Origin of the sequence: Streptomyces sp. GQFP (assembly GCF_021545335.1) — a bacterium.
In the GTDB taxonomy this organism is placed as follows: domain Bacteria; phylum Actinomycetota; class Actinomycetes; order Streptomycetales; family Streptomycetaceae; genus Streptomyces.
Genome location: NZ_CP089312.1, coordinates 3,225,164 through 3,249,137, shown reverse-complemented (window position 1 = coordinate 3,249,137; position 23,974 = coordinate 3,225,164). Strand labels below are relative to the sequence as shown.

General features: G+C 67.1%; 22 protein-coding genes and 1 pseudogene. 13 read left to right on the top strand and 10 right to left on the bottom strand.

Features of this window, described 5'->3' with window-relative positions:
- Positions 1 to 248: 248 nt before the first annotated feature.
- On the bottom strand, positions 249 to 728 hold the full coding sequence (locus LUX31_RS14125) for a hypothetical protein (RefSeq protein WP_235475133.1): 480 nt from the start codon (positions 726 to 728) through the stop codon (positions 249 to 251).
- 183 nt (positions 729 to 911) lie between these two features.
- On the opposite strand from LUX31_RS14125, the gene LUX31_RS14120 reads away from it, so the two are divergent.
- From LUX31_RS14120 to LUX31_RS14095, 6 genes and pseudogenes are all read left to right on the top strand, one after another.
- Positions 912 to 1,361: a DUF2690 domain-containing protein gene (locus LUX31_RS14120; protein ID WP_328285656.1), complete on the top strand. Its 450-nt coding sequence runs from the start codon at positions 912 to 914 to the stop codon at positions 1,359 to 1,361.
- Between the two features lie 377 nt (positions 1,362 to 1,738).
- Positions 1,739 to 4,084, top strand: coding sequence for a glycoside hydrolase domain-containing protein (locus LUX31_RS14115; protein WP_235475131.1), 2,346 nt, complete (start codon positions 1,739 to 1,741; stop codon positions 4,082 to 4,084).
- Between the two features lie 59 nt (positions 4,085 to 4,143).
- The gene (locus tag LUX31_RS14110) at positions 4,144 to 4,521 is read left to right on the top strand and encodes a hypothetical protein (RefSeq protein ID WP_235475130.1); all 378 of its coding nucleotides are present in this window, start codon (positions 4,144 to 4,146) and stop codon (positions 4,519 to 4,521) included.
- Positions 4,522 to 4,751: 230 nt separating this feature from the next.
- Positions 4,752 to 5,195, top strand: a complete 444-nt coding sequence (locus LUX31_RS14105) for a hypothetical protein (RefSeq protein ID WP_235475129.1) — start codon at positions 4,752 to 4,754, stop codon at positions 5,193 to 5,195.
- A 109-nt stretch (positions 5,196 to 5,304) separates the two neighbouring features.
- The gene (locus LUX31_RS14100) at positions 5,305 to 5,607 is read left to right on the top strand and encodes a hypothetical protein (protein WP_235475128.1); all 303 of its coding nucleotides are present in this window, start codon (positions 5,305 to 5,307) and stop codon (positions 5,605 to 5,607) included.
- A gap of 6 nt (positions 5,608 to 5,613) precedes the next feature.
- Positions 5,614 to 5,754 (top strand): annotated as a pseudogene (locus LUX31_RS14095) (RNA-guided endonuclease TnpB family protein); the annotation flags it as partial.
- A gap of 36 nt (positions 5,755 to 5,790) precedes the next feature.
- Here the strand turns inward: LUX31_RS14095 and LUX31_RS14090 are convergent.
- The 4 genes from LUX31_RS14090 to LUX31_RS14075 form a co-directional block, all read right to left on the bottom strand.
- Entirely contained in the window at positions 5,791 to 7,800 is a 2,010-nt protein-coding gene (locus LUX31_RS14090; protein ID WP_443045958.1) for a SpoIIE family protein phosphatase, read from the bottom strand.
- Between the two features lie 583 nt (positions 7,801 to 8,383).
- The gene (gene fomD, locus LUX31_RS14085; RefSeq protein ID WP_235475126.1) at positions 8,384 to 9,076 is read right to left on the bottom strand and encodes a cytidylyl-2-hydroxypropylphosphonate hydrolase; all 693 of its coding nucleotides are present in this window, start codon (positions 9,074 to 9,076) and stop codon (positions 8,384 to 8,386) included.
- Between the two features lie 73 nt (positions 9,077 to 9,149).
- On the bottom strand, positions 9,150 to 10,544 hold the full coding sequence (locus LUX31_RS14080; RefSeq protein ID WP_235475125.1) for a class II fumarate hydratase: 1,395 nt from the start codon (positions 10,542 to 10,544) through the stop codon (positions 9,150 to 9,152).
- Positions 10,545 to 10,866: 322 nt separating this feature from the next.
- Entirely contained in the window at positions 10,867 to 12,534 is a 1,668-nt protein-coding gene (locus LUX31_RS14075; RefSeq protein ID WP_235475124.1) for a fumarate hydratase, read from the bottom strand.
- Positions 12,535 to 12,726: 192 nt separating this feature from the next.
- Between LUX31_RS14075 and LUX31_RS14070 the strand changes: the two genes are divergently transcribed.
- Together LUX31_RS14070 and LUX31_RS14065 are read left to right on the top strand one after the other, a co-directional pair.
- Positions 12,727 to 13,437 carry a DUF1707 SHOCT-like domain-containing protein gene (locus LUX31_RS14070; RefSeq protein ID WP_235475123.1) on the top strand — a complete coding sequence of 237 codons (711 nt, stop codon included), beginning with the start codon at positions 12,727 to 12,729 and terminating at the stop codon, positions 13,435 to 13,437.
- A gap of 307 nt (positions 13,438 to 13,744) precedes the next feature.
- Complete coding sequence (locus tag LUX31_RS14065) at positions 13,745 to 14,116, top strand: WhiB family transcriptional regulator (protein WP_235475122.1); 372 nt, start codon at positions 13,745 to 13,747, stop codon at positions 14,114 to 14,116.
- A gap of 195 nt (positions 14,117 to 14,311) precedes the next feature.
- Here LUX31_RS14065 and glpX read toward each other — a convergent pair whose 3' ends face one another.
- Positions 14,312 to 15,346: a class II fructose-bisphosphatase gene (gene glpX, locus LUX31_RS14060; protein WP_235475121.1), complete on the bottom strand. Its 1,035-nt coding sequence runs from the start codon at positions 15,344 to 15,346 to the stop codon at positions 14,312 to 14,314.
- 127 nt (positions 15,347 to 15,473) lie between these two features.
- On the opposite strand from glpX, the gene LUX31_RS14055 reads away from it, so the two are divergent.
- Entirely contained in the window at positions 15,474 to 16,013 is a 540-nt protein-coding gene (locus LUX31_RS14055) for a DUF4245 domain-containing protein (RefSeq protein ID WP_268828152.1), read from the top strand.
- Positions 16,014 to 16,049: 36 nt separating this feature from the next.
- Here LUX31_RS14055 and LUX31_RS14050 read toward each other — a convergent pair whose 3' ends face one another.
- Both LUX31_RS14050 and xseA read right to left on the bottom strand, forming a co-directional pair.
- Positions 16,050 to 16,319 carry an exodeoxyribonuclease VII small subunit gene (locus LUX31_RS14050; protein ID WP_235475120.1) on the bottom strand — a complete coding sequence of 90 codons (270 nt, stop codon included), beginning with the start codon at positions 16,317 to 16,319 and terminating at the stop codon, positions 16,050 to 16,052.
- Between the two features lie 9 nt (positions 16,320 to 16,328).
- Positions 16,329 to 17,555: an exodeoxyribonuclease VII large subunit gene (xseA, locus tag LUX31_RS14045; RefSeq protein ID WP_235475119.1), complete on the bottom strand. Its 1,227-nt coding sequence runs from the start codon at positions 17,553 to 17,555 to the stop codon at positions 16,329 to 16,331.
- Positions 17,556 to 17,736: 181 nt separating this feature from the next.
- Here xseA and LUX31_RS14040 point away from each other — a divergent pair, with 181 nt between their 5' ends.
- On the top strand, positions 17,737 to 18,786 hold the full coding sequence (locus tag LUX31_RS14040) for a 4-hydroxy-3-methylbut-2-enyl diphosphate reductase (RefSeq protein WP_235475118.1): 1,050 nt from the start codon (positions 17,737 to 17,739) through the stop codon (positions 18,784 to 18,786).
- 29 nt (positions 18,787 to 18,815) lie between these two features.
- Positions 18,816 to 19,562, top strand: coding sequence for a polyphosphate--glucose phosphotransferase (gene ppgK / locus LUX31_RS14035; protein WP_235475117.1), 747 nt, complete (start codon positions 18,816 to 18,818; stop codon positions 19,560 to 19,562).
- Between the two features lie 73 nt (positions 19,563 to 19,635).
- Here the strand turns inward: ppgK and LUX31_RS14030 are convergent, their stop codons facing one another.
- Positions 19,636 to 20,031 carry a DUF6542 domain-containing protein gene (locus LUX31_RS14030; protein ID WP_443045957.1) on the bottom strand — a complete coding sequence of 132 codons (396 nt, stop codon included), beginning with the start codon at positions 20,029 to 20,031 and terminating at the stop codon, positions 19,636 to 19,638.
- Positions 20,032 to 20,309: 278 nt separating this feature from the next.
- On the opposite strand from LUX31_RS14030, the gene ychF reads away from it, so the two are divergent.
- Positions 20,310 to 21,398: a redox-regulated ATPase YchF gene (gene ychF, locus LUX31_RS14025; protein WP_235475115.1), complete on the top strand. Its 1,089-nt coding sequence runs from the start codon at positions 20,310 to 20,312 to the stop codon at positions 21,396 to 21,398.
- Positions 21,399 to 21,562: 164 nt separating this feature from the next.
- Positions 21,563 to 22,699 (top strand): Fic family protein, encoded by a 1,137-nt coding sequence (locus LUX31_RS14020; protein ID WP_235475114.1) that lies wholly within the window; start codon positions 21,563 to 21,565, stop codon positions 22,697 to 22,699.
- 194 nt (positions 22,700 to 22,893) lie between these two features.
- On the opposite strand, the gene LUX31_RS14015 is transcribed toward LUX31_RS14020, so the two are convergent.
- Entirely contained in the window at positions 22,894 to 23,859 is a 966-nt protein-coding gene (locus LUX31_RS14015) for an SCO0930 family lipoprotein (protein WP_235475113.1), read from the bottom strand.
- Between the last annotated feature and the right edge of the window lie 115 nt (positions 23,860 to 23,974).

The window sequence follows — 23,974 nt, the reverse complement described above, 5'->3', positions numbered from 1 at the left end:
GGCGGACCGTGTGTCGTGCGGTTCCGCTCGCCACCGCCGCCATGCCAGCGCGAGGCCGATTCCAGTGATCAGCACGGGTACGGCCAGCACCGTTGTGAGGACTTCGACCCAGCCCGGGTTCAGTTCCGATGTCGCTCCACTCCGGTACGCACAGGTCGCCTGGGGCGGGAAGAGGCTGTAGTCCAGAGTTTGCGGCGGATAGGACGCCCACTCCCCTCTGGCGGAACACGCCGATGACGGGCCGGTGATCAGCGGCCATGCCGCCAGTCCATAGACCAGGAAGAACACGGACGCGGCGACGAAGAAGGCCGTTCCCGTGCGACGCAGCTTCCTGACCGGGGAGACCCTGGGGAGCGCGGTGCCCGGGGGACCAGGCGATCGGTAGTGCCCGGAGTGGGCGGATCGGTCCATTCGACCAGTAGCCCCAGCAGTACGGAGACGGTCAGGCACACCACGCTCAGCCAGACCACGGCACCGAGCACTCCGGTGGCGCCGGCGGAGACGTCCCCCTGCTCGTACTCGCAGATGACGGCTGGGGGAAACGTCTGCCGCCGAATGTCCAGCAGTCGCCCGGGGCCGTCGACAACGCCCTGGTTGCACTGTTCGTCGAACTCCAGCGAAGTCAGTAGTGACCAGCCCAAAGAGATGAACAGAACTACGAGCGACGTACCGGCCGCGGTCCACCAGCGGACGGTACGGAAGACGCCGTGCGGAAGACTTTTCGGCATGTGCGGAGCATATCGGACCGCGCGGCGATTCAATTCTGGATATTATGGGGTCAAGGTTGCCATAAGGTGCACTTCTTGATGTCGAGATTAAAAGCGTGGACACCTCACTCCCGACCTCATAGTGTGTGCATAGCGCCACCCTGTGGGGGATGATTCGAAATTTCGAACAAGGGGGATTGCGTCATGCGTAGGAATTCGGCCAGGGCAGCATTGATTTCGGCTGCCGCGCTGGCTCTGACCATGATTCCGCTCGCGGGTACTTCGTACGCCGCGAGCTGTTCCGGAACCGGTTGTGACAACAAGGGGCCGGTTACCTATAACTGCGACGCCAGTGTCAGCACGGTGAGAACGCTCGAAAGTAACAGTCGGGTCGCGCAGCTCCGCTGGTCGCACGACTGTGTCGCGGCCTGGGTGCGGATCACGAACAATGCGAGCCCGTCCGTCTACACCTCGTACGCGACGATCGAGAAGTACGACGCCGCAGGAAACTTCATCAGGTCTCTTTCGGTCACCACTCCTGGCTATGGCGGCTCCGACTGGTCGAACATGCTCGGCGGCTCGGCGTACTACTACCGCATCTGCATTCGCTTTGACGACGATCTGTATCCGTTGCAGTGCAGCACCAAGTGGTAGGTGCCGACGCTTTGAAGGCGCGACACGTCGCCAAGTAGTGCTCATTTTTCAAACCCATGGGAACTCTCCACCGAGAGATCGAGGGGGATTTCCCGTGGGTGAATTTGGTGACGCCGTCAGTCATGTTAAGTTCTTTCATTCTCGGATTTTTAGGGCTCCTTATTTGGAGGAATGAGGGAATTTGATCCTTCCCGTGTGACGTCAACTCGTGCGGGATGGAACCTGATTGGCGCTATCAATTTTTCCTGCCCTTGTTCTATGGTCGAGGGAAACCGGCTTTGCTTTGGTCTGCCGTTTCGTTTAGTCCAGCGTGTTGTTCGCGTGGGCTCAGCCGTGCCCCTATCTGTAACCATCCCACTTAAATCAGGAGGAGATTCGTGGCGGACGAGAAGGTCCTTGAGGCGCAGAAATGGGTGAACACGACTTACGGCAACGTGTCCGGCTATGTGGAGTGCCCCGAGGACGGTGTCACCGGCTGGGCCACCATGTACAGCCTGATCATGGGTCTTCAGCATGAATTGGGCATCAGTCCGGTCGTTGCCAATTTTGGTGACGGAACCCTCTCCAAGGTTGCTGCCCTCGGTGCTATCGGCATCGGGTGGGACAACAATGAGAATATCGTCAAAATCATTCGTCACGGGCTTTTCTGTAAGGGCTACTGGGGTGGCGACACAAATGTTGTCAGCTTCGACTCCGTTGCGGCATCGTCAGTGGATCAGATCAAGGGCAACATGGGAATTTCCCAGGATGGCGGTGTTGTCCAGCCCAAGGTGCTAAAGGCGATTCTGAACATGGACGCCTATGTTGTCGTCGCCGGCGGTACGGAAAAGGTTCGCTCCATCCAGCAGTGGCTCAATGAGCGCTATTGGCAAAAGAGCACCTTCTCCATTGGTCCCACGGACGGCAACTTCTCTCGTGACGTGCAGCAGGCCCTTATGAAGGCCGTGCAGATCGAGATCGGCATTCCTGAGGGCCAGGCCACCGGAAACTTCGGTTCGGGTACCCAGGCGGGCCTGAAGGCCAACCCGGTCGGTCCGGGCTCCTCGGGGGTCCTCATGCAGTTGTTCTCCGCCGCATGCGTCTTCAACGAGCCGGTCGCGAGCTCACTTGAAGAAGATCAGCGAACCCACTTCACCGATGCCTGGGACTCGGACATCGACGGCTGGATACGTGGCTTCCAGAAGTTCTCTGCCCTTACCGACAGCGCTGGCAACGTAAGTGGATTGGGCGACTACGCGACCTGGGCCCAGCTGCTGGTGTCCATGGGTGACCCCGACCGGACGGTCACGGCGTCGGACACCGCCTACACGATCACTCCGTCGCGCGGCCAGAGGATGTATGCCGACGGCTATCGGTACGTCGGCCGCTATGTCAACGAGTCGTCGTCGGGTGGTGGCTCCAAGATGCTCGAGGAGGGTGAACTCGCTGACATCTTCGCCGCAGGCCTGCGCGTATTCCCGATCTTCCAGGACAACGCCCGGGATTATGCCGACTTCAACTGGTCTAACGGCTACGCGCACGGCCAGTGGGCCCACGACCAGGCTGTGCACTTCGGCTTCAATCGCGGGACCATCATCTACTTCGCCGTTGACTACGACGCCACTGATGCCGACATGCCCAAGGTCATCGAGTACTTTCAGGGAGTTGCCTCAGGTCTGGCGAGCAGGGGTAAGCGCTACACGTACGGCGTCTACGGTTCGCGTAACGTGTGCGCCCAGGTGACAAACGAGACCTATGCGGCCTTCTCCTTCGTATCCGGAATGTCCTGGGGTTTCTCGGGGAACCTCGGTTTCCCGCTGCCGGGAAACTGGTCTTTCAATCAGATCAAGGAATTCCAGGTCACCAACGGATCCGATACGTTTTGGCTCGACGCCGATGCCCATCGGAAAGGATCGGACGAAGGTCAGAAGAGTGTCAATCAACCAACGTCTCCCGCAGACGGGTTCGTATCCTACATTTCCGGACTGTACGACCTGGCGAATGCGTACGGCGAGGGCAATCCGAACCAGCTGGTGATGGAGTACATCCGCCACAAGCTGTATGGCGACTGGCAGTGGCGGATCCTGATCGGCGACCCCGACCAAGGCTTCATCGACTATGCCGAGGAGCACGGAGCCTCTATTATGGCCGAATTCACGGATCCCTTCTCCGGCATCGCACTCGGCACCGAGCATCTGATGGCCACATGCAACGCACATTTTGTCAAGCCTCAGCCGTCCGACCCTGGTGCTGTGAACGTCGGCGACGTCGGCGGATGGGGAGGTGACCTGTTCACATTCTACGGAGAGTGGCGGCGCGACAGTGAGAGTTACTCCTCCGGCTACACGTATTGCACTGAGAAGCTCGGGAAGATCGGAGTGAACTCCACTTTCTCCTTTTCGGATCTGGTCGAGGACGCCGACGGGTATCTTCTCGCCAGAAAGGTCCACGACGGAGCGACTATCGTCGAAGCGGTGCGGGACCAATACACCGGTACAGGTGGTGCGAAGCGGTTTCAGAACTACTACTCAGACCGGTTCGGTGGATCCGTCGCGCAGTCGGCTGCCCTGGCCCGCGAGATGCTACTCACCGACGAGGAGCCGATCGCTGCCGGGCGCACGGCGCTGTTCAAGAAGTACGCTGGTGCGTTGTCCATCGGACCTGGGGCTCTGCCGTCGGACAAACTGAACGAGTTCTGTCAGGGCTTCGCCGAGGTTCTGGCGGGCCATGTACAGGTCGAGTAGCAGCTGAACCGAGGTCTGGTCTGCTCGGTGAAAGGAGATGCATCATTCTTATCGTCGTCTTGACCACTACCGTCCTGGCCATCGGTGTTCTGATCGCCAAAGCCATCTGTATCAGGTGGACCAAGCGGGCTCTCCTGATGAGCGAGGCCTACGGAGCCTTGCTGGAGGCCGCAGCGCTGCTGGCGAGCGTTGCTTGGTTGATCAACATATACGGCGTGGTTTCGGTGCTCGCGGACCGCGGTGAAGCCGTCTCCTTTCTTCCGGTCCGGCAGGTCCTCCACACGGACCACGGTGCCATCGAGCTTGTTCCCGCCTGGATTGCGCCCACCGTGGTGGCACTGTTCGTAACCAGTGGCCTCTGTCTCGTCCTTGCTGTGGGCTCAGCTGTACGGAGCGGGAAGATCCCATTCATCAGTTGGAAAGGATCCATGCGTTGAGAAACGCGTTCACAGGCCACCCCAGCCGTCGTCACGTCCTGACTCTTGGGGCGGGCCTCGCCATCGGGACCGCTCTCGCGACAACTCCCGCCGTAGCCGCCTCGGCCGCTCCGCAGATGAAGACGTGGGATGGCTCCCGATCGGCGAACGGTTGGCCCGTCGTCGACCAAGCCTCGAAGGAGCGTCTGGAGGGTGCCGGCAACGTTCACGTTTCCCTGGTGGACGGCGACGTGGCCACCGTACTCTTGTATGTGGCTCGCCGGTTCTCGTACGAGATCGACATGTTGCGCCCCGGCGACGTCCAGAGCCACACCATCGACCGGCACATCGGTGCCCGCTTCGAGTCGAACTACCTCTCCGGCACCGCGCTGGCGATCCGTCCGCTCTTCTACCCTCTTGGCGCGGACAAGGCCACTGGTATGACGGAACAGGAACGCACGATCGTGCAGGACATCCTTGCCGACTGCGGGGACGTCGTCGCCTGGGGCGGCGACCTCGACCCAGTGAAGGAGTCACACTTCCAGATCGATGTCCCTCCGGGCGATGCCCGTCTGTCCCGTCTCGCTCAACGGATCCAAGGCTGGGACGCCACGCCGGGCCAGGGCGCCGGAAGTATCGACGCGTTCGCCCCGGCGCGCGTCCGCCGTGCCAGGAAGGCAGCGGCGGCTCGATGAGGAACCTGGGCGCTTCCCGTGTCATCGACCGCTTATCACCGTCCCGGCGCTGCCTCACTCCGCACGGTCAGTGATTCCCCGTCGACCATGGCACTGAGCAGCGATACAGGTGAAGACCCGGGGCCTGGTCGCCCTGGTGGTGAAATCCATCGTCTCGTTCGTCAACTTCCGAGAAGTGGCCGAGAAAGACACTTCCTTCGACATGCCCGCGCTGACGCACGCTGCTTCGCGGATGCCCTCGGAGATGGTGCCCGAGACCTCGACGACTGAGGAAGCGACGGCCCCGGAGACGGCCCCCACGGGCTGGATGGCCCCCAGATCCGGACGCCCCACAGTAGGCACGTACGAGGAAGGGCTCCCGGTGATCACCGGGAGCCCTTCCTCGTACGCGTGCGAGTACGCGACATCGTGACCGCTCACCTACACCTGCACCGCATGCGGAAACGTGTCCCCACGGGACAAGAACTCCGCACATGTCATGCTCGTCCGGGCTGGTCTCAACCCGGCTGGCGCTGATGGCAGAAGACCTCCTGGAGCGCTGCTCCAGGAGGCGGCCTGAGCCAGGAATCCCCTCCCCCTTCAGGGAGGGGATGATTCATGTCCGGTTCAGCTCGAACCAGACCACCTTCCCGGTGCTCAGCCGGGTCGCGCCCCAGCGCCGGGCCAGCCGGTTGACGAGATACAGCCCGCGCCCGCCCTCGTCCGTGGCCCGCGCCTGCCGCAGGCGTGGCAGCTGCGGCACGTCGTCGCCGACCTCGCAGCGCAGTACGTCGGTCCGCAGCAGCCGGAGGGTGATCGGCCGGGAGGCGTAGCGCACCGCGTTCGTCACGACCTCGCTGACGAGCAGCTCCACCGAGTCCGTCAGCTCCTCAAGACCCCAGCGGGACAGCGCGCGCCGGGCGAGCCGGCGGGCCCGGCCGGGCGCCGCGTCCTCCGGGTCCAGGTACCAGTACGCGACATCGCTCGGCGCGATGCCGTCGAAGCGGGCGGCGAGCAGCGCGATGTCGTCGTCCCGGTCGCCCGGGCCCAGCATGTCGAGGACCTCGTCGCACAGGGCTTCGAGGGGCGGCGGATGGTCGGGGCCGGTCAGCTGGGCGGTCGCGGCGAGCTTCTCGCGCAGCTGCTCTATGCCGGTCCAGACGTCCCGCAGCCGGGACTCGACCAGGCCGTCGGTGTAGAGGAAGAGGGTGGCGCCGGCGGGCGCGTCCAGCTCCACGGCCTCGAAGTCGACACCGCCGACCCCGATGGGCGCGCCGGACGGCACCTTCAGCACCTCGGCCCGGCCGCCCAGGTGCAGCAGGACGGGCGGCGGATGGCCGGCGTTGGCGATGGTGATCCGGTGCGATACCGGGTCGTACACCGCGTACAGGCAGGTCGCCATGCGGTCGGTGCCGAGGCGCTGGGCCTGTTCGTCGAGGTGGTGCAGGACCTCCTGCGGGGGCAGGTCGAGCCCGGCGAGGGTCTGCGCGGTCGTCCGGAGCTGGCCCATGATGGCCGCGCTGGTCATGGAGTGCCCCATGACGTCACCGACGACGAGGGCGACGCGGCTGCCGGGCAGCGGGATCGCGTCGTACCAGTCACCGCCGACACGGGCGGTCTCGGCGGCCGGGAGGTAACGGGACGCGAGCCGCACACCTGTCGGCCGCGGCAGGGTCTCCGGCAGCATCGTGCGCTGCAGCTCGTCGGCGATGTAGGCCTCGCGGCCGTACAGCACCGCCTTGTCGATGCCGAGGGCGCTGTGCGTGGCGAGTTGGGCGGCGACGAGGAGGTCGTCCGTCTCGAACGGGATCCGCTCCGGGCGGCGCAGGAAGAGCGCGGCCCCGATGACCCGGCGCCGGCCGCGCAGCGGGGCGAGGATCGCGCGCTGGCCGTCCGGTACGTCCAGATCGCAGCCCTCGCCCAGCAGTTCGGGCAGGGCCGCGCGGGCGGCGGGCGCGTCCGCGAAAACGGGCCGTACGCCCCGCAGCACCTCGGCGAGCGCGCCACCGGGACGCACCTCGCACAATTCGGCGCTGACCGGGGACAGCTCGGGGGGCTGCTGGGGGACGGCAGAGGTGGCCAGGAAGCCGTTCTCGGAGTCCCGCTCCTGCGGCAGCCGGTCCGTACGGCGCAGCCGCAGCACCAGCGGTCCTGTGGGCCGCTCGTCGCCGACGGGCAGCGGGTCGCGCAGATAGACGAGGATCGTGTCGGAGAAGGTCGGCACGGTGGCCCGGCACAGCCCCATCACGATCTCGTCGAGGTCGATGCCCCGGGCGATCCGCCGGGTGGCCGCGCCGACGAACCGCAGCCGGTCGCCGTCCCGCCGCATCGGCAGGGGCGTACCGGTGGGGCTGCCCTGGCCGGAACGCCGCTCCTTGCCCACGAGGGCGCCCGTGGTCGGGTCGATGTCGAGGGTGTCGGAGGGCGGGTCAATGGCCGTGTGGTTCTCGGCGCCCGGCTGGGCCGGGATGCTGTCCGGCGCCGGACGCGGGCGGTGCGCGTCGGGGCCGGTGGAGGACGGCTGGTCGGGCTGCGAGTGCTCGGGCCCTGGGGTGGCCGGCGGACCGGTGGGGTTGGGGCCGGTGGAGCCGGACGTACCGGTACCAGTACCCGAGCTGGATGCCATCGCGCCTGTTCCCGCCTCTGTTCCCGCTGTTCCCGCGTCGTGCGCGGTCCTACCGGTCCTACCGGTCGTACCGGCGCCGCCGACGGTCTCGGGGCTCTCGGAGCCTGTCACGGAGCAGACGGCGGCCTCCGGTCCACCGGCACCCTCGCCCTGCCCTGTCGTTTGCTTCGGCAGAGGCAGAGCCGCCGCCTCCGGGGAACGCAGAAGCGCCCCGCGGGTGTCCGCGGGGGTGTCCGGCCGGCCGGTGCCCGGCCGACTGCGCTCGTGCGAGGTGGGTTGCTCCGTCACGCGTGTCGAATCCATCCGTCCGGGGCTGCGCGCTGTACACGCAGTTGGTCCCGCCGACTTCCCGATACCCGGTATACATGCCCCAGGAACGGAAAACCGGCGTGGTCAGAGGTTGTTCCTGTTACACCGGCGGGCCCTGGTCGGCCCGGACCGGTGTTGCCCTCGTACCCCTCGCTCACGTCCTGCCGCCCCTCGGTGACGTATGGTCAAGCCCAGCGCATGTTCCGGGAGTTACGGTTGTGCGCCCTTGCGGAGGACGATCCTACGGTTGCGCACCGGGGGCGCATCAAGGGTCTCATGACGACATGTGCGCGGGCGTACGGTCCCAGTCCTCCGGCAGTGACGGTACAGCCCAGGACGGATCCGGTCGCCAGTGCTGCCAGCCATCCGCGAACGGCGCCCCCCACGCGCGGATGACCTCGACCGCCGATCGCCCCGCTTCCCTTACCCGTTCGGCGAGTTGGGCGTCCATCAGTCCGGCCTGCTGGGCCTGCGCGAACTCGTCCTCGTCACGCCACTCCCAAGTCCGGTCGGGATTCACGGTGATGTCGAGGAAGTGATCCTCGGAATCGACCCCGCCGGCCCAACGGACCAGCGGTTCCTCCAGGTTCACGTACCAGTTCTTGAACTGCCAGCCCGGTTCCCAGAAAAGCCACACAGACCACGGCTCACCGGGCCGAGCGAGCTTCAGCACCCCGGTCCCGAACCACCGATCCCTCTGCACGGTACGGGGCTTGGTGTACCGCGACTCCAGCGGTTCCACGTGGACGGGCGTACCGTCGGCGAGCACGGGCTTGACGCACTCGGTACCCGGCGCCATCCACACGGCCAGCACCTCGGAATCATCCCGCACGACGGTGACGGGACGCACGATGTGGAAGCGGTCGCCGGAGTTCTCACGGTACCGCCACAGAATCTGACTGCCGGGGGACCAGTACGCCGCCGATCCGCCCGCTTCCACTCGTCTCACCGCTCCGTCGTCTGTCATGGAGAGATATTAGGTGCCCCGGGCACGTGACGCTGCGGTGCGCGTCACCGTTCTCGCCAGTGGCCGAATGACGTTACGGGCGTGTCATCCGCAGGACATCAAGGGCCGTGTCGAGCTGCTCGACGGTGAGATCACCGCGCTCCACGTACCCACCCTCCAGGACGACTTGGCGAATGGTCTTCTGCTCGGCGAGCGACTTCTTGGCCACCTTGGCGGCTTCCTCGTACCCGATGTACTTGTTGAGCGGTGTGACCACGGAGGGCGAGGACTCGGCGTACTCCCGGGCCCGCTCCCGATGCGCGACGATCCCGTCGACGGTCCGATCGGCAAGCAGCAGAGAGGCATTGGCGAGGAGCCGAACGGACTCCAGCACATTCTTGGCAATGACGGGCAGCATGACATTGAGCTCGAAGTTCCCGGCGGCACCGGCGGTGGTGACGGTGAGGTCGTTGCCGATGACCTGCGCGGACACCATGAGCACGGCCTCGGGAATGACGGGGTTGACCTTGCCGGGCATGATGGACGACCCCGGCTGAAGATCGGGAAGGGAAATCTCGGCAAGCCCGGTCCGAGGTCCCGAGGCCATCCACCGAAGATCGTTGGCGATTTTCGTGAGCCCCACGGCAATGGTCCTGAGCTGCCCCGAGGTCTCGACGATCCCGTCCCTCGCGCCCTGGGCCTCGAAGTGATCGCGGGCTTCGGTGAGGGGCAGCCCGGTAGCCCGCGCCACCTCCTCGATAACGGCGGCGGAGAACCCGGGAGGCGTGTTGATGCCGGTCCCGACGGCGGTACCGCCGAGGGGCAGCTCGGCGAGCCGGGGCAGGGAGGCCCGCAGCCGCTCGACGCCGTACCGCACCTGAGCGGCGTACCCCCCGAACTCCTGTCCGAGCGTCACGGGCGTGGCATCCATGAGATGCGTACGCCCCGACTTCACGACGTCGGCGAACTCCTCGGACTTGCGGGTGAGGGAGTCGGCGAGGTGGTCGAGAGCGGGGATCAGATCACGGGTGACGGCGGCGGTGGCGGCGATGTGGATGGAGGACGGAAACACGTCGTTGGAGGACTGCGACGCGTTGACATGATCATTAGGGTGTACGTCCCTGCCCAACCGCTCACTCGCAAGGGTGGCGATGACCTCGTTGGCGTTCATGTTGGACGAGGTCCCGGACCCTGTCTGGAACACGTCAACGGGAAAGTGCGCGTCCCACTCCCCGGCGGCGACCTCCCCGGCGGCCTCCTGGATCGCCCCGGCGATGTCCTTGTCGACGACCCCGAGATCGGCGTTGACCTTGGCGGCGGCGCCCTTGATGTGGGCGAGGGCCTCGATGTGCGCACGCTCGATCCGCTGCCCGGAGATGGGGAAGTTCTCGACGGCGCGTTGGGTCTGGGCCCGCCACTTGGCGTGGGCGGGGACGCGTACCTCGCCCATGGAGTCGTGCTCGGTGCGGTACTGGCCAGTGGTTGTCATTCGTCGTACCTCCGGAAGGGACAGCGTGGGGTCGGAGGGACGTATTCCCTTGCGGCCAGGGCAGCGTTTCCTCGCCCCCGCCGCCCCTACCCGTCCCATCCCTGGGGGCTGCGCCCCCAGACCCCCGCTATCGGCCTGAACGGCCTCGTCCTCAAACGCCGGACGGGCTGAAATACCTGGGCCTGGGCTGAAAGATCAAGCCCCGGCCGGCACCATCCAGCCCGTCCGGCGTTTGAGGACGAGCGCGTTCAGCGCGACAAGGGGGGTCTGGGGGCGCAGCCCCCAGGGATGGGACGGGTAAGGGCGGCGGGGGCGAAAACCCCTACACCAGCCCCGGCCCCCGCACCGGAATGCTCGTGAACGTAGGCGCCGGTGCCGGGTCTTTGAAGAAGTCGTTGCCCTTGTCGTCGACCACGATGAACGCAGGGAAGTCCTCGACCTCGATCTTCCACACCGCCTCCATGCCCAACTCCTCGTACTCGACGACCTCGACCTTCTTGATGCAGTCCTGAGCGAGGCGCGCGGCCGGGCCGCCGATCGAGCCCAGATAGAAGCCGCCGTGCGCGTCACACGCGTTCGTGACCTGCGCCGACCGATTCCCCTTCGCCAGCATCACCTTGGACCCACCAGCCGCCTGGAACTGCTCGACGTAGGAGTCCATACGGCCGGCTGTCGTCGGGCCGAAGGAGCCGGACGCGTAGCCCTCGGGGGTCTTGGCCGGGCCCGCGTAGTACACCGGGTGGTCCTTCAGGTACTGCGGCATCTCCTCGCCCGCGTCAAGGCGTTCCTTGATCTTGGCGTGCGCGATGTCACGCGCCACGACCAGCGGCCCCGACAGCGACAGCCGCGTCTTCACCGGGTACTTGGTCAGCTCGGCGAGGATGTCGTCCATCGGCTGGTTCAGGTCGATGCGGACGACGTCGGCGGACTCGTCCAGGTGCTCGTCGGTCGTCTCCGGCAGGAAGCGCGCCGGGTCCGTCTCCAACTGCTCCAGGAAGACGCCCTCGGCGGTGATCTTCGCGACGGCCTGCCGGTCGGCCGAGCAGGAGACGGCGATGGCGACGGGGCAGGACGCGCCGTGGCGCGGCAGACGCACCACGCGCACATCGTGGCAGAAGTACTTGCCGCCGAACTGCGCCCCGATCCCGATCTTCTGCGTCAGCTCGAAGACCTTCTCCTCCAGCTCCTTGTCCCGGAACCCGTGCCCGAGCGGCGACCCCTCGGCCGGAATCTCGTCGAGGTAGTGCGCGGAGGCGTACTTGGCGGTCTTGAGCGCGTACTCGGCACTCGTGCCACCCACCACGATCGCCAGGTGGTACGGCGGACAGGCGGCCGTACCCAGCGACCGGATCTTCTCCTCCAGGAACTTCATCATGGAGCCCTCGTTGAGGACGGCCTTGGTCTCCTGGTACAGGAACGACTTGTTGGCCGACCCCCCACCCTTGGCCATGAACAGGAACTTGTACGCGCCCCCGTCCGTCGCGTACAGCTCGATCTGGGCCGGCAGGTTGGACCCGGTGTTCTTCTCCTCCCACATGGTGAGCGGAGCCATCTGCGAGTAGCGCAGGTTCAGGTTGAGGTAGGCGTCGTAGATGCCACGGCTGAGCGCCGCCTCGTCGCCGCCCTCGGTGAGCACGTTCTGCCCGCGTTTGCCCATGACGATCGCCGTACCGGTGTCCTGGCACATCGGCAGCACACCGGCCGCCGCGATGTTCGCGTTCTTCAGCAGGTCCAGCGCCACGAACTTGTCGTTGTTCGAGGCCTCGGGGTCATCGATGATCCGCCGCAGCTGCGCCAGGTGGGCCGGCCGCAGATAGTGCTGGATGTCGTGGATGGCCTCGGCGGCGAGCTTGCGCAGCGCCTCCGGCTCGACCTTGAGGAACGTGCGCCCGTCGGCCTCGAAGGTGGAGACACCCTCGGAGGTCACCAGCCGGTACGGGGTGGTGTCCTCTCCCATGGGGAGCAGATCGGTGTACGCGAACTCAGGCATCTCGCCCATTCCTCACTCGACGAAGACAGCGGCCTGCCTTCATTGGCGGGCGCCCACCAGCGTATGACTTGCCGGAAGCGCGGAGCTTGTTAGGTAAGACTCAGTTGAGAGGGTCCCGGCTCGGACGAGGGGGCGACTTCCGCTTGTCCACACCCCTAGTCGCGATCTATCGCGTTTGGGTACGCTGCTTCCGTGGACCTTCAGAAGCACACCGAACCGCGTGCCCCCGAAGCCGGGGTCTCGGAACTCCGCGCCTCGGACGCCGACCGTGACCGCGTCGCCGACCTCCTGCGCGAGGCGCTGGCCGAGGGCCGCCTCACGCCCGACGAGCACGCCGAGCGCGTCGAGGGCGTGCTCAGTGCCAAGACGGTCGGCGAACTGGAGGTCTTCGTACGGGACCTGCCCGCCGGCCACCAGTCCTACCGCCCCCACACGACCCGGGGATACACCCCCGCGCCCAACCGCCCCACCCCGGGCGCGATCCCGATGGACCCCGACGAGAACGTGGTGGCGGTCTTCAGCAGCGCCGTCCGCAAGGGCCGCTGGCGCGCGGGCCGCCGTATGCACGCGTACGCGGTCTTCGGCAGCGTCGAGATCGACCTCAGCGAGGCGATATTCGAGTACCAGCAGGTCGTGATCAAGGCGATCTCGGTCTTCGGCAACGTCGAGATCCGCGTCCCGGAGAACATCTCGTTGCGCGGCACCGGCGGTGGTGTGCTGGGCAACTTCGAGGTGAGCACGCTGGATTCGGGCGAACCCGACGCACCCGTGGTCTATGTGGACGGACTGGCCATACTCGGCAATGTCGAGGCGAAGCCCAAGCGGGGCAGGATGATCGAGGACATCCTCGACCGCGTCTCCCGCAAGGTCGACCGGAGTTTGCGCAAACACCTGGATCGTTGACGGTTGTGAATTCGGTCGCACTCGAAGAGATCCCGAAGAGATCATGAAGGGATTCGGTCAGGTCACGACGCCCCGACAATGCCCTGGAACCTCAGCGGTTGGGAACTCAGTGCATAGGCGCGCGCACAGCGGGTAGGGCTTGCTGCATCGTCTCTTGGAGGGTGCCGTGGGCTTCACGCGGAACCCGGTACGCCCGGCACGCGCGCGCCTTGCGATCGCACGCCCCGGACGCCCCGGACCCGTCGCCCCGGTCCACGTGGGCCCCACGGCTCCCTCCAGCTCGCGAAGCCGTCGTCAGGAGTAGACCGTGCTGCAACCGCCGCATTCGTCCCTGCAGGTCGCTGCCGTTCCGCCCCAGCGGGTGCCAGTGCGAGAGAGGGACCAGGACGCCCCGTGGCACACCGAGGCGGTGTGCCGGCGCGACGAGGCCGGTCTCTTCTTCGCCCCCTCCAAGGAACCGACCGCGGCCAGGCTCTCCCGGGAGGAGGCGGCCAAGCGGGTCTGCGGAGGCTGTCCCGTCATGGTCGAGTGCCGCGAACACGCCCTGCTGCAACCCGAGCCGTACGGAGTCTGGGGCGGCCTCACCGCCGCCGAACGCCGAGTCGTCCTCGCCAGGCGCCGCCGCCGCGAAATGGAACTCAAGAAAACCGCCCGCGGCACGATAGCGGCAGCGGGCTGACTCGGGTTGGTCATGGTGAAGGGGCGCCCCTTCTGCCGCATGATCTTTTTCGGTACGGGGGTCAGACGCGAGCGCATCGACAGGCGCGAGCCGGGCTGCTTTTAGGGGCGCGGGGAACTGCGCGACCAGCCCCCACCGGCCCGCAGCGACCCACAACCTGAAGTCCCCAAACCAAACCGAACCGAACCGACGGACCTACTTGGCCCGGTCGAAGTCGATCGCGCTATAGGCCCGCAACTTACTAAGCCGATGCTCGGACGAAATCTGCCGAACCGTCCCCGACTTCGACCGCATCACGATCGACTCAGTCGTAGCCGTCTCCGACCGATAACGAACCCCGCGCAACAACTCCCCATCGGTGATCCCGGTAGCGACGAAGAACACGTTCTCCCCGGACACCAGGTCGTCGGTCAACAGCACACGATCGAGATCGTGCCCTGCATCCACCGCCCGCTGCCGCTCCTCGTCGTCCTTGGGCCACAACTTGCCCTGGATGGTGCCTCCGAGGCACTTCACGGCACAGGCCGAGATGATGCCCTCGGGCGTGCCGCCGATACCCAGCAGCAGATCGACGCCGGTGCCCTCACGCAGCGCGAGGATCGACCCGGCGACATCGCCGTCGGAGATCAGCTTCATCCGCGCGCCGGTCTCCCGGATCTCCTTGATGATGCCCTCGTGGCGCGGCCGGTCGAGGATGACGACGGTGACGTCCTCCGGCGTGACCCGCTTGGCCTTGGCGACCCGGCGGATGTTCACGGAGACGGGCGCGTTGATGTCGACGAAGTCGGCGGCGTCCGGCCCGGTGACCAGCTTGTCCATGTAGAAGACGGCGGACGGGTCGAACATCGAGCCGCGGTCGGCCGCCGCGAGAACCGCGATGGCGTTCGTCATGCCCTTGGCGGTGAGGGTCGTACCGTCGATCGGGTCGACGGCGATGTCGCACTCGGGCCCGGTCCCGTCGCCGACGCGCTCCCCGTTGAAGAGCATGGGCGCCTCGTCCTTCTCACCCTCACCGATGACGACGACGCCGTTCATCGAGACGGTCGAGACGAGGGTCCGCATGGCGCGTACGGCGGCACCGTCGGCGCCGTTCTTGTCACCGCGGCCGACCCAGCGGCCCGCCGCCATCGCGGCGGCCTCGGTCACCCGGACGAGTTCCAGGGCCAGGTTGCGGTCGGGGGCTTCGGAGGGCACTTCGAGTTCGGACGGCAGATGATGATGCTCGGTCATCGAGACGCACCTTTCTGATACGACGACGGCCGGATGAGGGTGTTGGCCCCGACTCTATCGTTAGGCAGACAAAATGAGCAGGGGGCCCCACGGATGAGCGGCCAGGTACACCTGCGACGATAGGGGTGTGGCAGGCTCGAACAGCACGACCGGCAGGACCGGCAAGCAGAAGACGGCCCGGGACATGATCTTGTCCCTGGGCCTCATCAGTCTCGCGGCGGGAGTGATCTACCTCTTCATCCCGCACGACGACTCCGCTCCCGACCTCAAAAGGGTCGACTACCGCGTCGAGTTGCTGACCGCTCGCCGCGCCGCGAGCTACCCGGTGGCCGCGCCCCAGGGCCTGTCGGCCGACTGGAAGGCGACCTCGGTGCGCTTCTCGGGCGAGGACTTCGACGCGTGGCACCTCGGCTTCCATGACTCCGAGGGTGAATACGTGGCGGTGGAGCAGTCCGCTCAGAAGCCGTCCGTCTTCATCGACGAGAAGACCCAGAGCGCCCAGGAGACGAAGGTCACCCAGCGCATAGGGGACGCGACGTGGACGCGGTACGAGGGCGACAAGTACGACGCGCTGGTGCTGCGCGAGAAGGGCTCCACGACGGTGGTGACGGGCACGGCGCCGTTCGACCGCCTGACGAAGATGGCCCAGGCCCTGAAGACGACGTAAGCGAACGCGGGCAAGGCGGGCCGGCCGCCGGAGAGGTCACTCACCTCCGGAGTCGACCCGGCCCTCCTGACCCTCCGCGCCCTCCGCATCGGACTGCTCGTGTTCTTCGGCCAGGGCCGCGTCGAGCCGCTTGCGCGCGCCCTCCAGCCACTGCCGGCACACCTTGGCCAGCTCCTCGCCGCGCTCCCAGAGGGCGAGGGATTCCTCCAGCGTCGTCCCGCCCGTCTCCAGCCGCCGTACGACGTCGATCAGTTCGTCCCGCGCCTGCTCGTAGCCGAGCGCCTCACTCACGTTGCTGCTGGTCATGCGCCCACCCTAAACATCGACACCATCGACAACATCGGCTCGGACAGTGAACTCACCCTCGGCGACCCGCGCCCGCAGCACCTCACCGGCCGTGACGTCACCCGGATCCCGGACCACGTGCCCGTCGGCCTGTTGCAGCACCGCGTACCCGCGCCGCAGGGTCGCGGCGGGGGAGAGGCCCACCACGCGCGCGTGGGTGTGGGACACCTCGGAGTCGGCACGGTCGAGAAGATGACCGAGAGTCCGCCGTGACCGTTCGACGAGGGCGGCGACATGGTCGGCCCGCTCGTCGATCATCCGATGCGGATCCTCTATGACGGGCCGCGCGAGGGCGTGCGCGAGCCCGCGTTCCTCCCGGTCCACGAAGGCGTGCACGGACCGCCGGGCCCGGTCGAGCAGCAGCCGCACGCGCTCGTACTCCTCGCCCACGTCCGGTACGACCTTCTTGGCGGCGTCGGTAGGGGTGGAGGCCCGCAGGTCCGCCACGAAGTCGAGGAGCGGATGGTCGGGCTCATGACCGATGGCGGAGACGACGGGCGTACGACAGGCGGCGACCGCCCGGACGAGCTGCTCGTCGGAGAAGGGCAGCAGATCCTCGACGCTCCCCCCACCCCGAGCGACGACGATCACATCGACCTCATCAAGATCGTCCAGCTCCTTCACGGCCTGGACGACCTGCGAAACGGCGTGCACACCTTGCACGGCGACGTTGCGCACCTCGAACCGGACGGCGGGCCAGCGGCGCCGGGCGTTCTCGAGAACGTCCCGCTCGGCGGCGGAGGCACGCCCGCACACGAGCCCGATGAGCTGGGGCAGAAAGGGCAGCGACTTCTTCCGCTCGGCGGCGAACAGCCCCTCGTTGCCGAGGGCCTTCTTCAACTGCTCCAGCCGGGCGAGCAGTTCCCCGATCCCGACAGGCCGTATCTCGGTGGCCCGCAGTGACAACTGCCCCCGGGGCGCGTACCACTCGGGCTTGGCGAGCAGGACGACCCGAGCCCCTTCACTGACCACATCGGCGACGGCGTCGAAGACCTGCCGATAGCAGGTGACGGCGACGGAGATGTCGTGAGAGGGATCACGCAACGTCAGAAACACGACACCGGCGCCGGGCCGCCGCGACAACTGGGTGATCTGCCCCTCGACCCACACGGCCCCGAGCCGATCGATCCACCCCCCGATGAGCCGCGACACCTCACCAACAGGCAACGGAGCATCAGCGGACGTATTGAGAGCCATACAGCGAGACTATCGGCGCCCACTGACAACACCGGGCACCTTCCAGCCCGTCCGGCGTTTGAGGACGAGGCCGTTCAGGCCGACAGCGGGGGTCTGGGGGCGCAGCCCCCAGGGATGGGACGGGTAGGGGCGGCGGGGGCGAAAACCCCACAATCGCCACCCCACCCACCGCGCACGTACGATGGTGAACATGACCGCTTCGCCTGGCCGCCGTGTCCTGCTCGCCGCCCCCCGAGGCTACTGCGCGGGCGTGGACCGCGCCGTGATCGCCGTCGAGAAGGCCCTCGAACAGTACGGGGCCCCCATCTACGTCCGGCACGAGATCGTGCACAACAAGTACGTCGTACAGACCCTCGAAAAAAAGGGCGCGATCTTCGTCGAGCGGACCGCGGAGGTCCCCGAGGGGTCGATCGTCATGTTCTCCGCGCACGGCGTCGCCCCCGTCGTCCACGACGAGGCCGCCGCAGGCAAGCTCGCGACCATCGACGCGACCTGCCCCCTCGTCACCAAGGTCCACAAGGAAGCCGTCCGCTTCGCCAAGGAGGACTACGACATCCTCCTGATCGGTCACGAGGGCCACGAGGAGGTCATCGGCACCTCGGGCGAGGCCCCGGACCACATCACCCTCGTGGACGGCCCCAAGGACGTCTCGAAGGTCGAGGTCCGCGACCCGTCGAGGGTTGTCTGGCTGTCCCAGACCACCCTCTCGGTGGACGAGACGATGGAGACCGTCGACGCCCTCAAGGAGAAGTTCCCGCAGCTGATCTCCCCGCCCAGCGACGACATCTGCTACGCCACACAGAACCGCCAGCTCGCCGTGAAGCAGATGGGCGAGGAGGCGGATCTGGTGATCGTGGTCGGATCCAGGAACTCGTCCAACTCCATCCGGCTGGTCGAGGTGGCGAAGCTCGCCGGCGCCCGCGCTGCGTACCTCGTGGACTTCGCCGACGAGATCGACGAGGCCTGGCTGGACGGCGTGTCGACGGTCGGCGTCACCTCGGGCGCGTCGGTCCCCGAGATCCTGGTGGAGCAGGTCCTGGAGTACCTGTCGCAGCGCGGCTTCGAGGACGTGGAGTTGGTCAAGGCGGCGGAGGAGTCCATCACCTTCTCGCTCCCGAAGGAACTCCGCCGCGACCTGCGCGCGGAGGCGGCGGAACTGGTGGCCCAGCGCATGGGGGTTGCCCCCGCCACCCCGACCGCCACCACCACTACACCCCCCTCGGGCGAGTGACTGTCAGTCGTACGCCGTAACGTAGAGCCATGCACATCTTTGGCGTGGACATCGGCGGGTCAGGGATCAAGGGCGCCCCTGTGGACCTGGACAGGGGCGACCTCGCGGAGGAGCGCTTCAAGGTGCTGACCCCGCACCCGGCCACGCCCGACGCGGTGGCGGACGGCGTGAAGGAGGTCGTCGGCCACTTCGGCTGGACTGGCCCGGTCGGCATCACCTTCCCGGGCGTCGTCACGGGCGGCTCGACGATTCGTACGGCGGCGAACGTCGACAAGAACTGGATCGACACGGACGCGCGCGCGTTGCTGAGCGACCGACTGGGCGGCCTCCCGGTGACGGTGCTGAACGACGCGGACGCGGCGGGCGTCGCCGAGATGCAGTTCGGCGCGGGCCGCGACCGGCGAGGCACGGTCGCGCTCCTCACCTTCGGTACGGGCATCGGCAGCGCCCTCTTCTGCGAGGGCGTCCTGGTCCCGAACACGGAACTGGGCCACCTGGAACTGCACGGCCACGACGCGGAGACCCGCGCGTCGACGAAGGCCAAGGACGACAACGAGCTGACGTGGGAGCACTGGGCCCACCGCGTGCAGAAGTACCTGGAGCACGTGGAGATGCTGTTCTCCCCGGAGCTGTTCATCATCGGCGGCGGAGTCAGCCGCAAGTCCGCCAAGTTCCTGCCGCTGATCGAGGGCATCAAGGCGGAGATCGTCCCGGCGCAGCTCCAGAACAACGCGGGGATCGTGGGCGCGGCGATGCGGGCGGCCAAGCAGGCGTAGGAGGCGCAAGGGGCGGCGGTCGGGAGCGGCCAAGGACCTTGCGGTCCTGCAAGCCGGGAGCGGCCAAGGGGGCCTACGCGGTCCGGCCGGCCCGGTTCCGCCCCGGCCGCCGGTTCATCAGACGCACCTTCCGCACGATCACGATGACGCCCGCGACGAGCGTTCCCCCGTACAGCCACCCGGCCTGGGTGGCGAGTGCGGTGACGATGCCCATCAGGCGGCCGAAGACGCCGTCTCCGTCGGCCACGGGCAGCAGGCCCACGGTGAAGGCGATGGGTACGACGACGGGCGCGGTCACCAGGTCCGCGCCCCGCACCCAGGCCGCGGTCAGCACGCACACCGGCAGGAACAGCACGCCGTACGCGGTCAGGGACGCCCCGAACAGCAGCTGGTCGAGACTGCCGAGCACGAACATCAGCGCCGCGCAGAACAACCCGCCGCCGAGCCCGGTGAGCCGGGGGTTCGGCATCCGCCGCAGGGTCTGCACGACCGGGGGAGCGGGCCGCCGGGCGGGGGCCGTGGGGCGCCGGGATCCGGCCGCCGCTTTCCCGGTGCCTCCCCTGGCGCCGCGTACGGGCCGGGCCGGGCCGGAGTGCGGGGGACGGTGTCGGATCCTGTGTTGCTCCACTGGACCAACCTAGGTCGGCCCGTGCGGGGACCGGCCCTTCAGACACGCCGAAGAAACGCCCGTAGACTGAGGGATCGTCTCCACCCTCCTCACCCTCCTCTCGTACGGGAAGTCGCAACGTGTCGCTCACGATCGGAATCGTCGGTCTGCCGAATGTCGGCAAGTCGACCCTGTTCAACGCCCTGACCAAGAACGACGTGCTGGCGGCCAACTACCCGTTCGCCACGATCGAGCCGAACGTCGGCGTGGTCGGCGTCCCCGACCCGCGTCTGACGAAGCTGGCCGAGATCTTCTCCTCGCAGAAGATCCTCCCGGCGACCGTCGACTTCGTCGACATCGCGGGCATCGTGAAGGGCGCGTCGGAGGGCGAGGGGCTGGGCAACAAGTTCCTCGCGAACATCCGTGAGTCGGACGCGATCTGCCAGGTCATCCGCGCCTTCAAGGACGAGAACGTCGTCCATGTCGACGGCAAGGTCTCGCCGAAGGACGACATCGAGACGATCAACACCGAGCTGATCCTCGCCGACCTCCAGACCATCGAGAAGGTCCTGCCGCGCCTCCAGAAGGAGTCGCGCATCAAGAAGGACATCGCGCCCAAGGTCAAGGCGGTCGAGGAGGCCAAGGAGATCCTGGAGAGGGGCGACACCCTGTTCTCCCAGGGCATCGTCCAGGGCTCGGGCAGGGAAGAACTCCTCCACGACCTGCACCTGTTGACGACGAAGCCCTTCCTCTACGTCTTCAACGTCGACGAGGACGAACTGGTGGACGAGGACTTCAAGGCGGAGCAGCGCACCCTGGTCGCCCCCGCCGAGGCGATCTTCCTCAACGCCAAGCTGGAGCAGGACCTCGCCGAACTGGACGAGGAGGACGCGATGGAACTCCTGGAGTCCGTCGGCGCCGAGGAGCCGGGCCTCACCACCCTCGCCCGCGTCGGCTTCGACACCCTGGGCCTGCAGACCTACCTGACGGCCGGCCCCAAGGAATCCCGCGCCTGGACGATCAAGAAGGGCGCGACGGCCCCCGAGGCCGCGGGAGTCATCCACACGGACTTCCAGAAGGGCTTCATCAAGGCCGAGGTCATCTCCTTCGCGGACCTGGTCGAAACAGGCTCGGTCGCCGAGGCCCGCGCCAAGGGCAAGGCCCGTATGGAGGGCAAGGAGTATGTGATGCAGGACGGGGACGTTGTGGAGTTCCGCTTCAATGTGTGACCAAGGTGTTACTGAACGTTAATACGATGGGTTCGACGTGTGGATTCGGGCCGAGTTCTCTTCGTGGACTCGGCCCTCCGTCGTTCCCGTGCGGGCTCGACGCCGTACGGTCGGCGGGAGTCTGACGTATTGACGTAATGTTTGCGTCATTCTATGGTGTGGGCATGCTTTTCCCCACGCCTCCTCTCGGTGCCGAGGACCAGCGTGTTCTCGGTGAGATCGACGATCTCCGTCACTCATTGCGCCTGCAGGTCCGGTCCACTCCGACGAAGTGGGCTGAAGGTTTGCGCAAGTTCCTGACCGCCGACGCGGTGGCGGCTTCCAACTCGATCGAGGGCTTCAAAGTGTCCACGGTCGACGTCGAGGACCTTCTGGAGGGCGAGCGGGATGTCGACGTGTCCGAGGAGGACCGGGAGGAGACGCTCGCGTATCAGCGGATGATGACCTACATCCAGACGCTGCACGATGTCGCGGACTTCCGATACAGCAAGGAGCTGCTCAACGCGCTCCACTGGATGCTGCAGGGACACCGGCATACCCCGCGTAAGCCGGCCGGGCAGTGGCGCCGCGGAGCGGTGTACGTAACGGACGCCCGCGACCCCAGCATCGCCGCCTACACGGCGCCGGACGCGGCCGATGTGGCTGCGTTGACGGGTGAACTGGTCGAGTGGCTGAACAAGGATGACGGCACTCACCCGCTGGTACGGGCCGCCATGGCGCATCTGCACCTCGTTTCCATCCACCCGTGGGCGGATGGAAACGGCCGTATGTCCCGTTCCCTCCAAACACTCATGATCGCGAGAGAGGGGGAACTGGCCCCAGAGTTCTCCTCGATCGAGGCTTGGCTGGGGCGCCCCGGCAACACCTGGGAGTACTACCGCGAGCTACAGCGTCGGGGCGCCACTTACCGCCCCGACCAGGACGTCTCCGACTGGGTTCGTTTCAACCTCACTGCGTACCACCAGCAGGCGCAGACCGTACGCAGTCGCTTGGATCGTTCGAGCCAGGTGTGGCTTCTGCTCGGTGAGTTCGCGGAGGCCGGGGGGCTGGAGGAGAGGGTGGTTTCCGCTCTGCATGACGTGGCGATGTCCGGGCGGGTGCGTCGGACACGCTACGAACGGGCGGAGGGTCTGGGCCTGCAGCGGGCCCAACGCGACCTGCGGGACCTGACAGCGGCAGGCGTCCTGACACCAGTGGGCCGTACCCGTGCCCGCTTCTACACCGCCGGCCCCGCCTTTCCGGAGCCGGCCCTGGAAGCGGCTCGGACGCCGCTGCCGCTGGCCGATCCGTACACACGCTGAGGGTGTCTCGCGTCCGTGTCCGCCGACCTGCCGGAACTGTCCGGAACTCGCGACCGCGCAGGTTGCGGCAGAGGCAAGCCTCGTGCCCTGTCACAACGCGTTCCGTCGGCTGCTTCGCTGCGGCGCGTGCCGCCTTTGGTCAGGTGCTGAACCAGCTGCCGCAGCAACGTGGCGCAGCCGGGAGCGGCCCGGTGCTATTTGGCGAGGCTGCCGTCCGCCTTCACCGCGAACCAGGTGCCGCCGACGCCCTGGCCGTTGGTGTCGCCCGGGGTCTGGTCACCGGTGAACCAGTAGAGCGGCCAGCAGTCGAGGGCGAGTTGCTCGGTTCCGTCGTCGGGGCGGGTGTAGGTGCTGAGGAGCTTGGGGTCGATGCCCTCGACGGCGCCCGCGTCGACCGGCTTGGCGGGCTTCCACTTGTCCAGGCAGGCGTCGACGCAGTTGGACTTCATCGGCCAGTCGGTGTCCTTGGTGAAGCGGTACAGGGTGCGGCCCTCGCCGTCGCGGACGATCTCGCCGAGGTCGGCGTTGTCGACGGTGGAGAGCGGCGGGAGTTCTTCGGTCTGCCCGGCATCGGCATCGGCACCGTAGCCCGAGCCGCTGGCCGTGTCGGCGTTGGCCTTGGTGCCGTCGGGGGCTGCCGCGAACCAGGTGCCGCCCACGCCCTGGCCGTTGCTCTGGCGCGGCTGGGTGTCCTTGGCGAAGCGGTACAGCGGCCAGCCGGCGAGGGTGAGCTGTTCGGTACCGTCGGCGCGGGCCACCTTGCCGAGCAGCGAGGCGTCCATGCCGTCCGCGGCCGAGGCGTCGTCGGCCAGGACGGGCGGCCAGGTCGTGGCGCACTCCCCGGCACAGTTGGACCGCGAGGGCTGGGCGGTGTCCTTGTCGAAGCGGTAGAGCGTGAAACCCGCGCTGTCGGTGACGACCGGCCCCAGCTCGGCGCTCTCCCAGATGCTGAGCTTGCCCGCCGCCGACGGCGCCACGTTCGCCACGCCTCCCACAACGGTGCCGGCGCCCGCGCCTCCCGGTGTGGCCGCCGCCCCGCTCGGGGCCACGCTCACCGCGGCGCCCGCGGGCGCCGCCCCGTCCTGCGACCCCCCGCAGGCTGACGTCAGCATGATCGCCGCCGCCGTGACCGCGATCGAAATGCTCTGCCACTTTCGCATGACTTTTCCTCTTCCGTTTCCGAATCGGGGCGCGTTTCGCCGCGCCCCGGTTTTCGATGAATGGGTGTGAACGAGGTGTACTCAATGAGCGGGGCACCGCCCCGGCGGCCGTGGA

Coding starts and splice junctions, on each gene's coding strand:
- glpX (WP_235475121.1), bottom strand. CDS start 15,346: ATGACCGAGCATCATCATCTGCCGTCCGAACTCGAAGTGCCCTCCGAA.
- LUX31_RS14020 (WP_235475114.1), top strand. CDS start 21,563: ATGCTTTTCCCCACGCCTCCTCTCGGTGCCGAGGACCAGCGTGTTCTC.
- LUX31_RS14120 (WP_328285656.1), top strand. CDS start 912: ATGCGTAGGAATTCGGCCAGGGCAGCATTGATTTCGGCTGCCGCGCTG.
- LUX31_RS14125 (WP_235475133.1), bottom strand. CDS start 728: ATGCCGAAAAGTCTTCCGCACGGCGTCTTCCGTACCGTCCGCTGGTGG.
- LUX31_RS14030 (WP_443045957.1), bottom strand. CDS start 20,031: ATGCCGAACCCCCGGCTCACCGGGCTCGGCGGCGGGTTGTTCTGCGCG.
- LUX31_RS14090 (WP_443045958.1), bottom strand. CDS start 7,800: ATGGCATCCAGCTCGGGTACTGGTACCGGTACGTCCGGCTCCACCGGC.
- LUX31_RS14075 (WP_235475124.1), bottom strand. CDS start 12,534: ATGCCTGAGTTCGCGTACACCGATCTGCTCCCCATGGGAGAGGACACC.
- LUX31_RS14050 (WP_235475120.1), bottom strand. CDS start 16,319: ATGACCAGCAGCAACGTGAGTGAGGCGCTCGGCTACGAGCAGGCGCGG.
- LUX31_RS14015 (WP_235475113.1), bottom strand. CDS start 23,859: ATGCGAAAGTGGCAGAGCATTTCGATCGCGGTCACGGCGGCGGCGATC.
- LUX31_RS14040 (WP_235475118.1), top strand. CDS start 17,737: ATGGTGAACATGACCGCTTCGCCTGGCCGCCGTGTCCTGCTCGCCGCC.
- ppgK (WP_235475117.1), top strand. CDS start 18,816: ATGCACATCTTTGGCGTGGACATCGGCGGGTCAGGGATCAAGGGCGCC.
- xseA (WP_235475119.1), bottom strand. CDS start 17,555: ATGGCTCTCAATACGTCCGCTGATGCTCCGTTGCCTGTTGGTGAGGTG.
- LUX31_RS14080 (WP_235475125.1), bottom strand. CDS start 10,544: ATGACAACCACTGGCCAGTACCGCACCGAGCACGACTCCATGGGCGAG.
- fomD (WP_235475126.1), bottom strand. CDS start 9,076: ATGACAGACGACGGAGCGGTGAGACGAGTGGAAGCGGGCGGATCGGCG.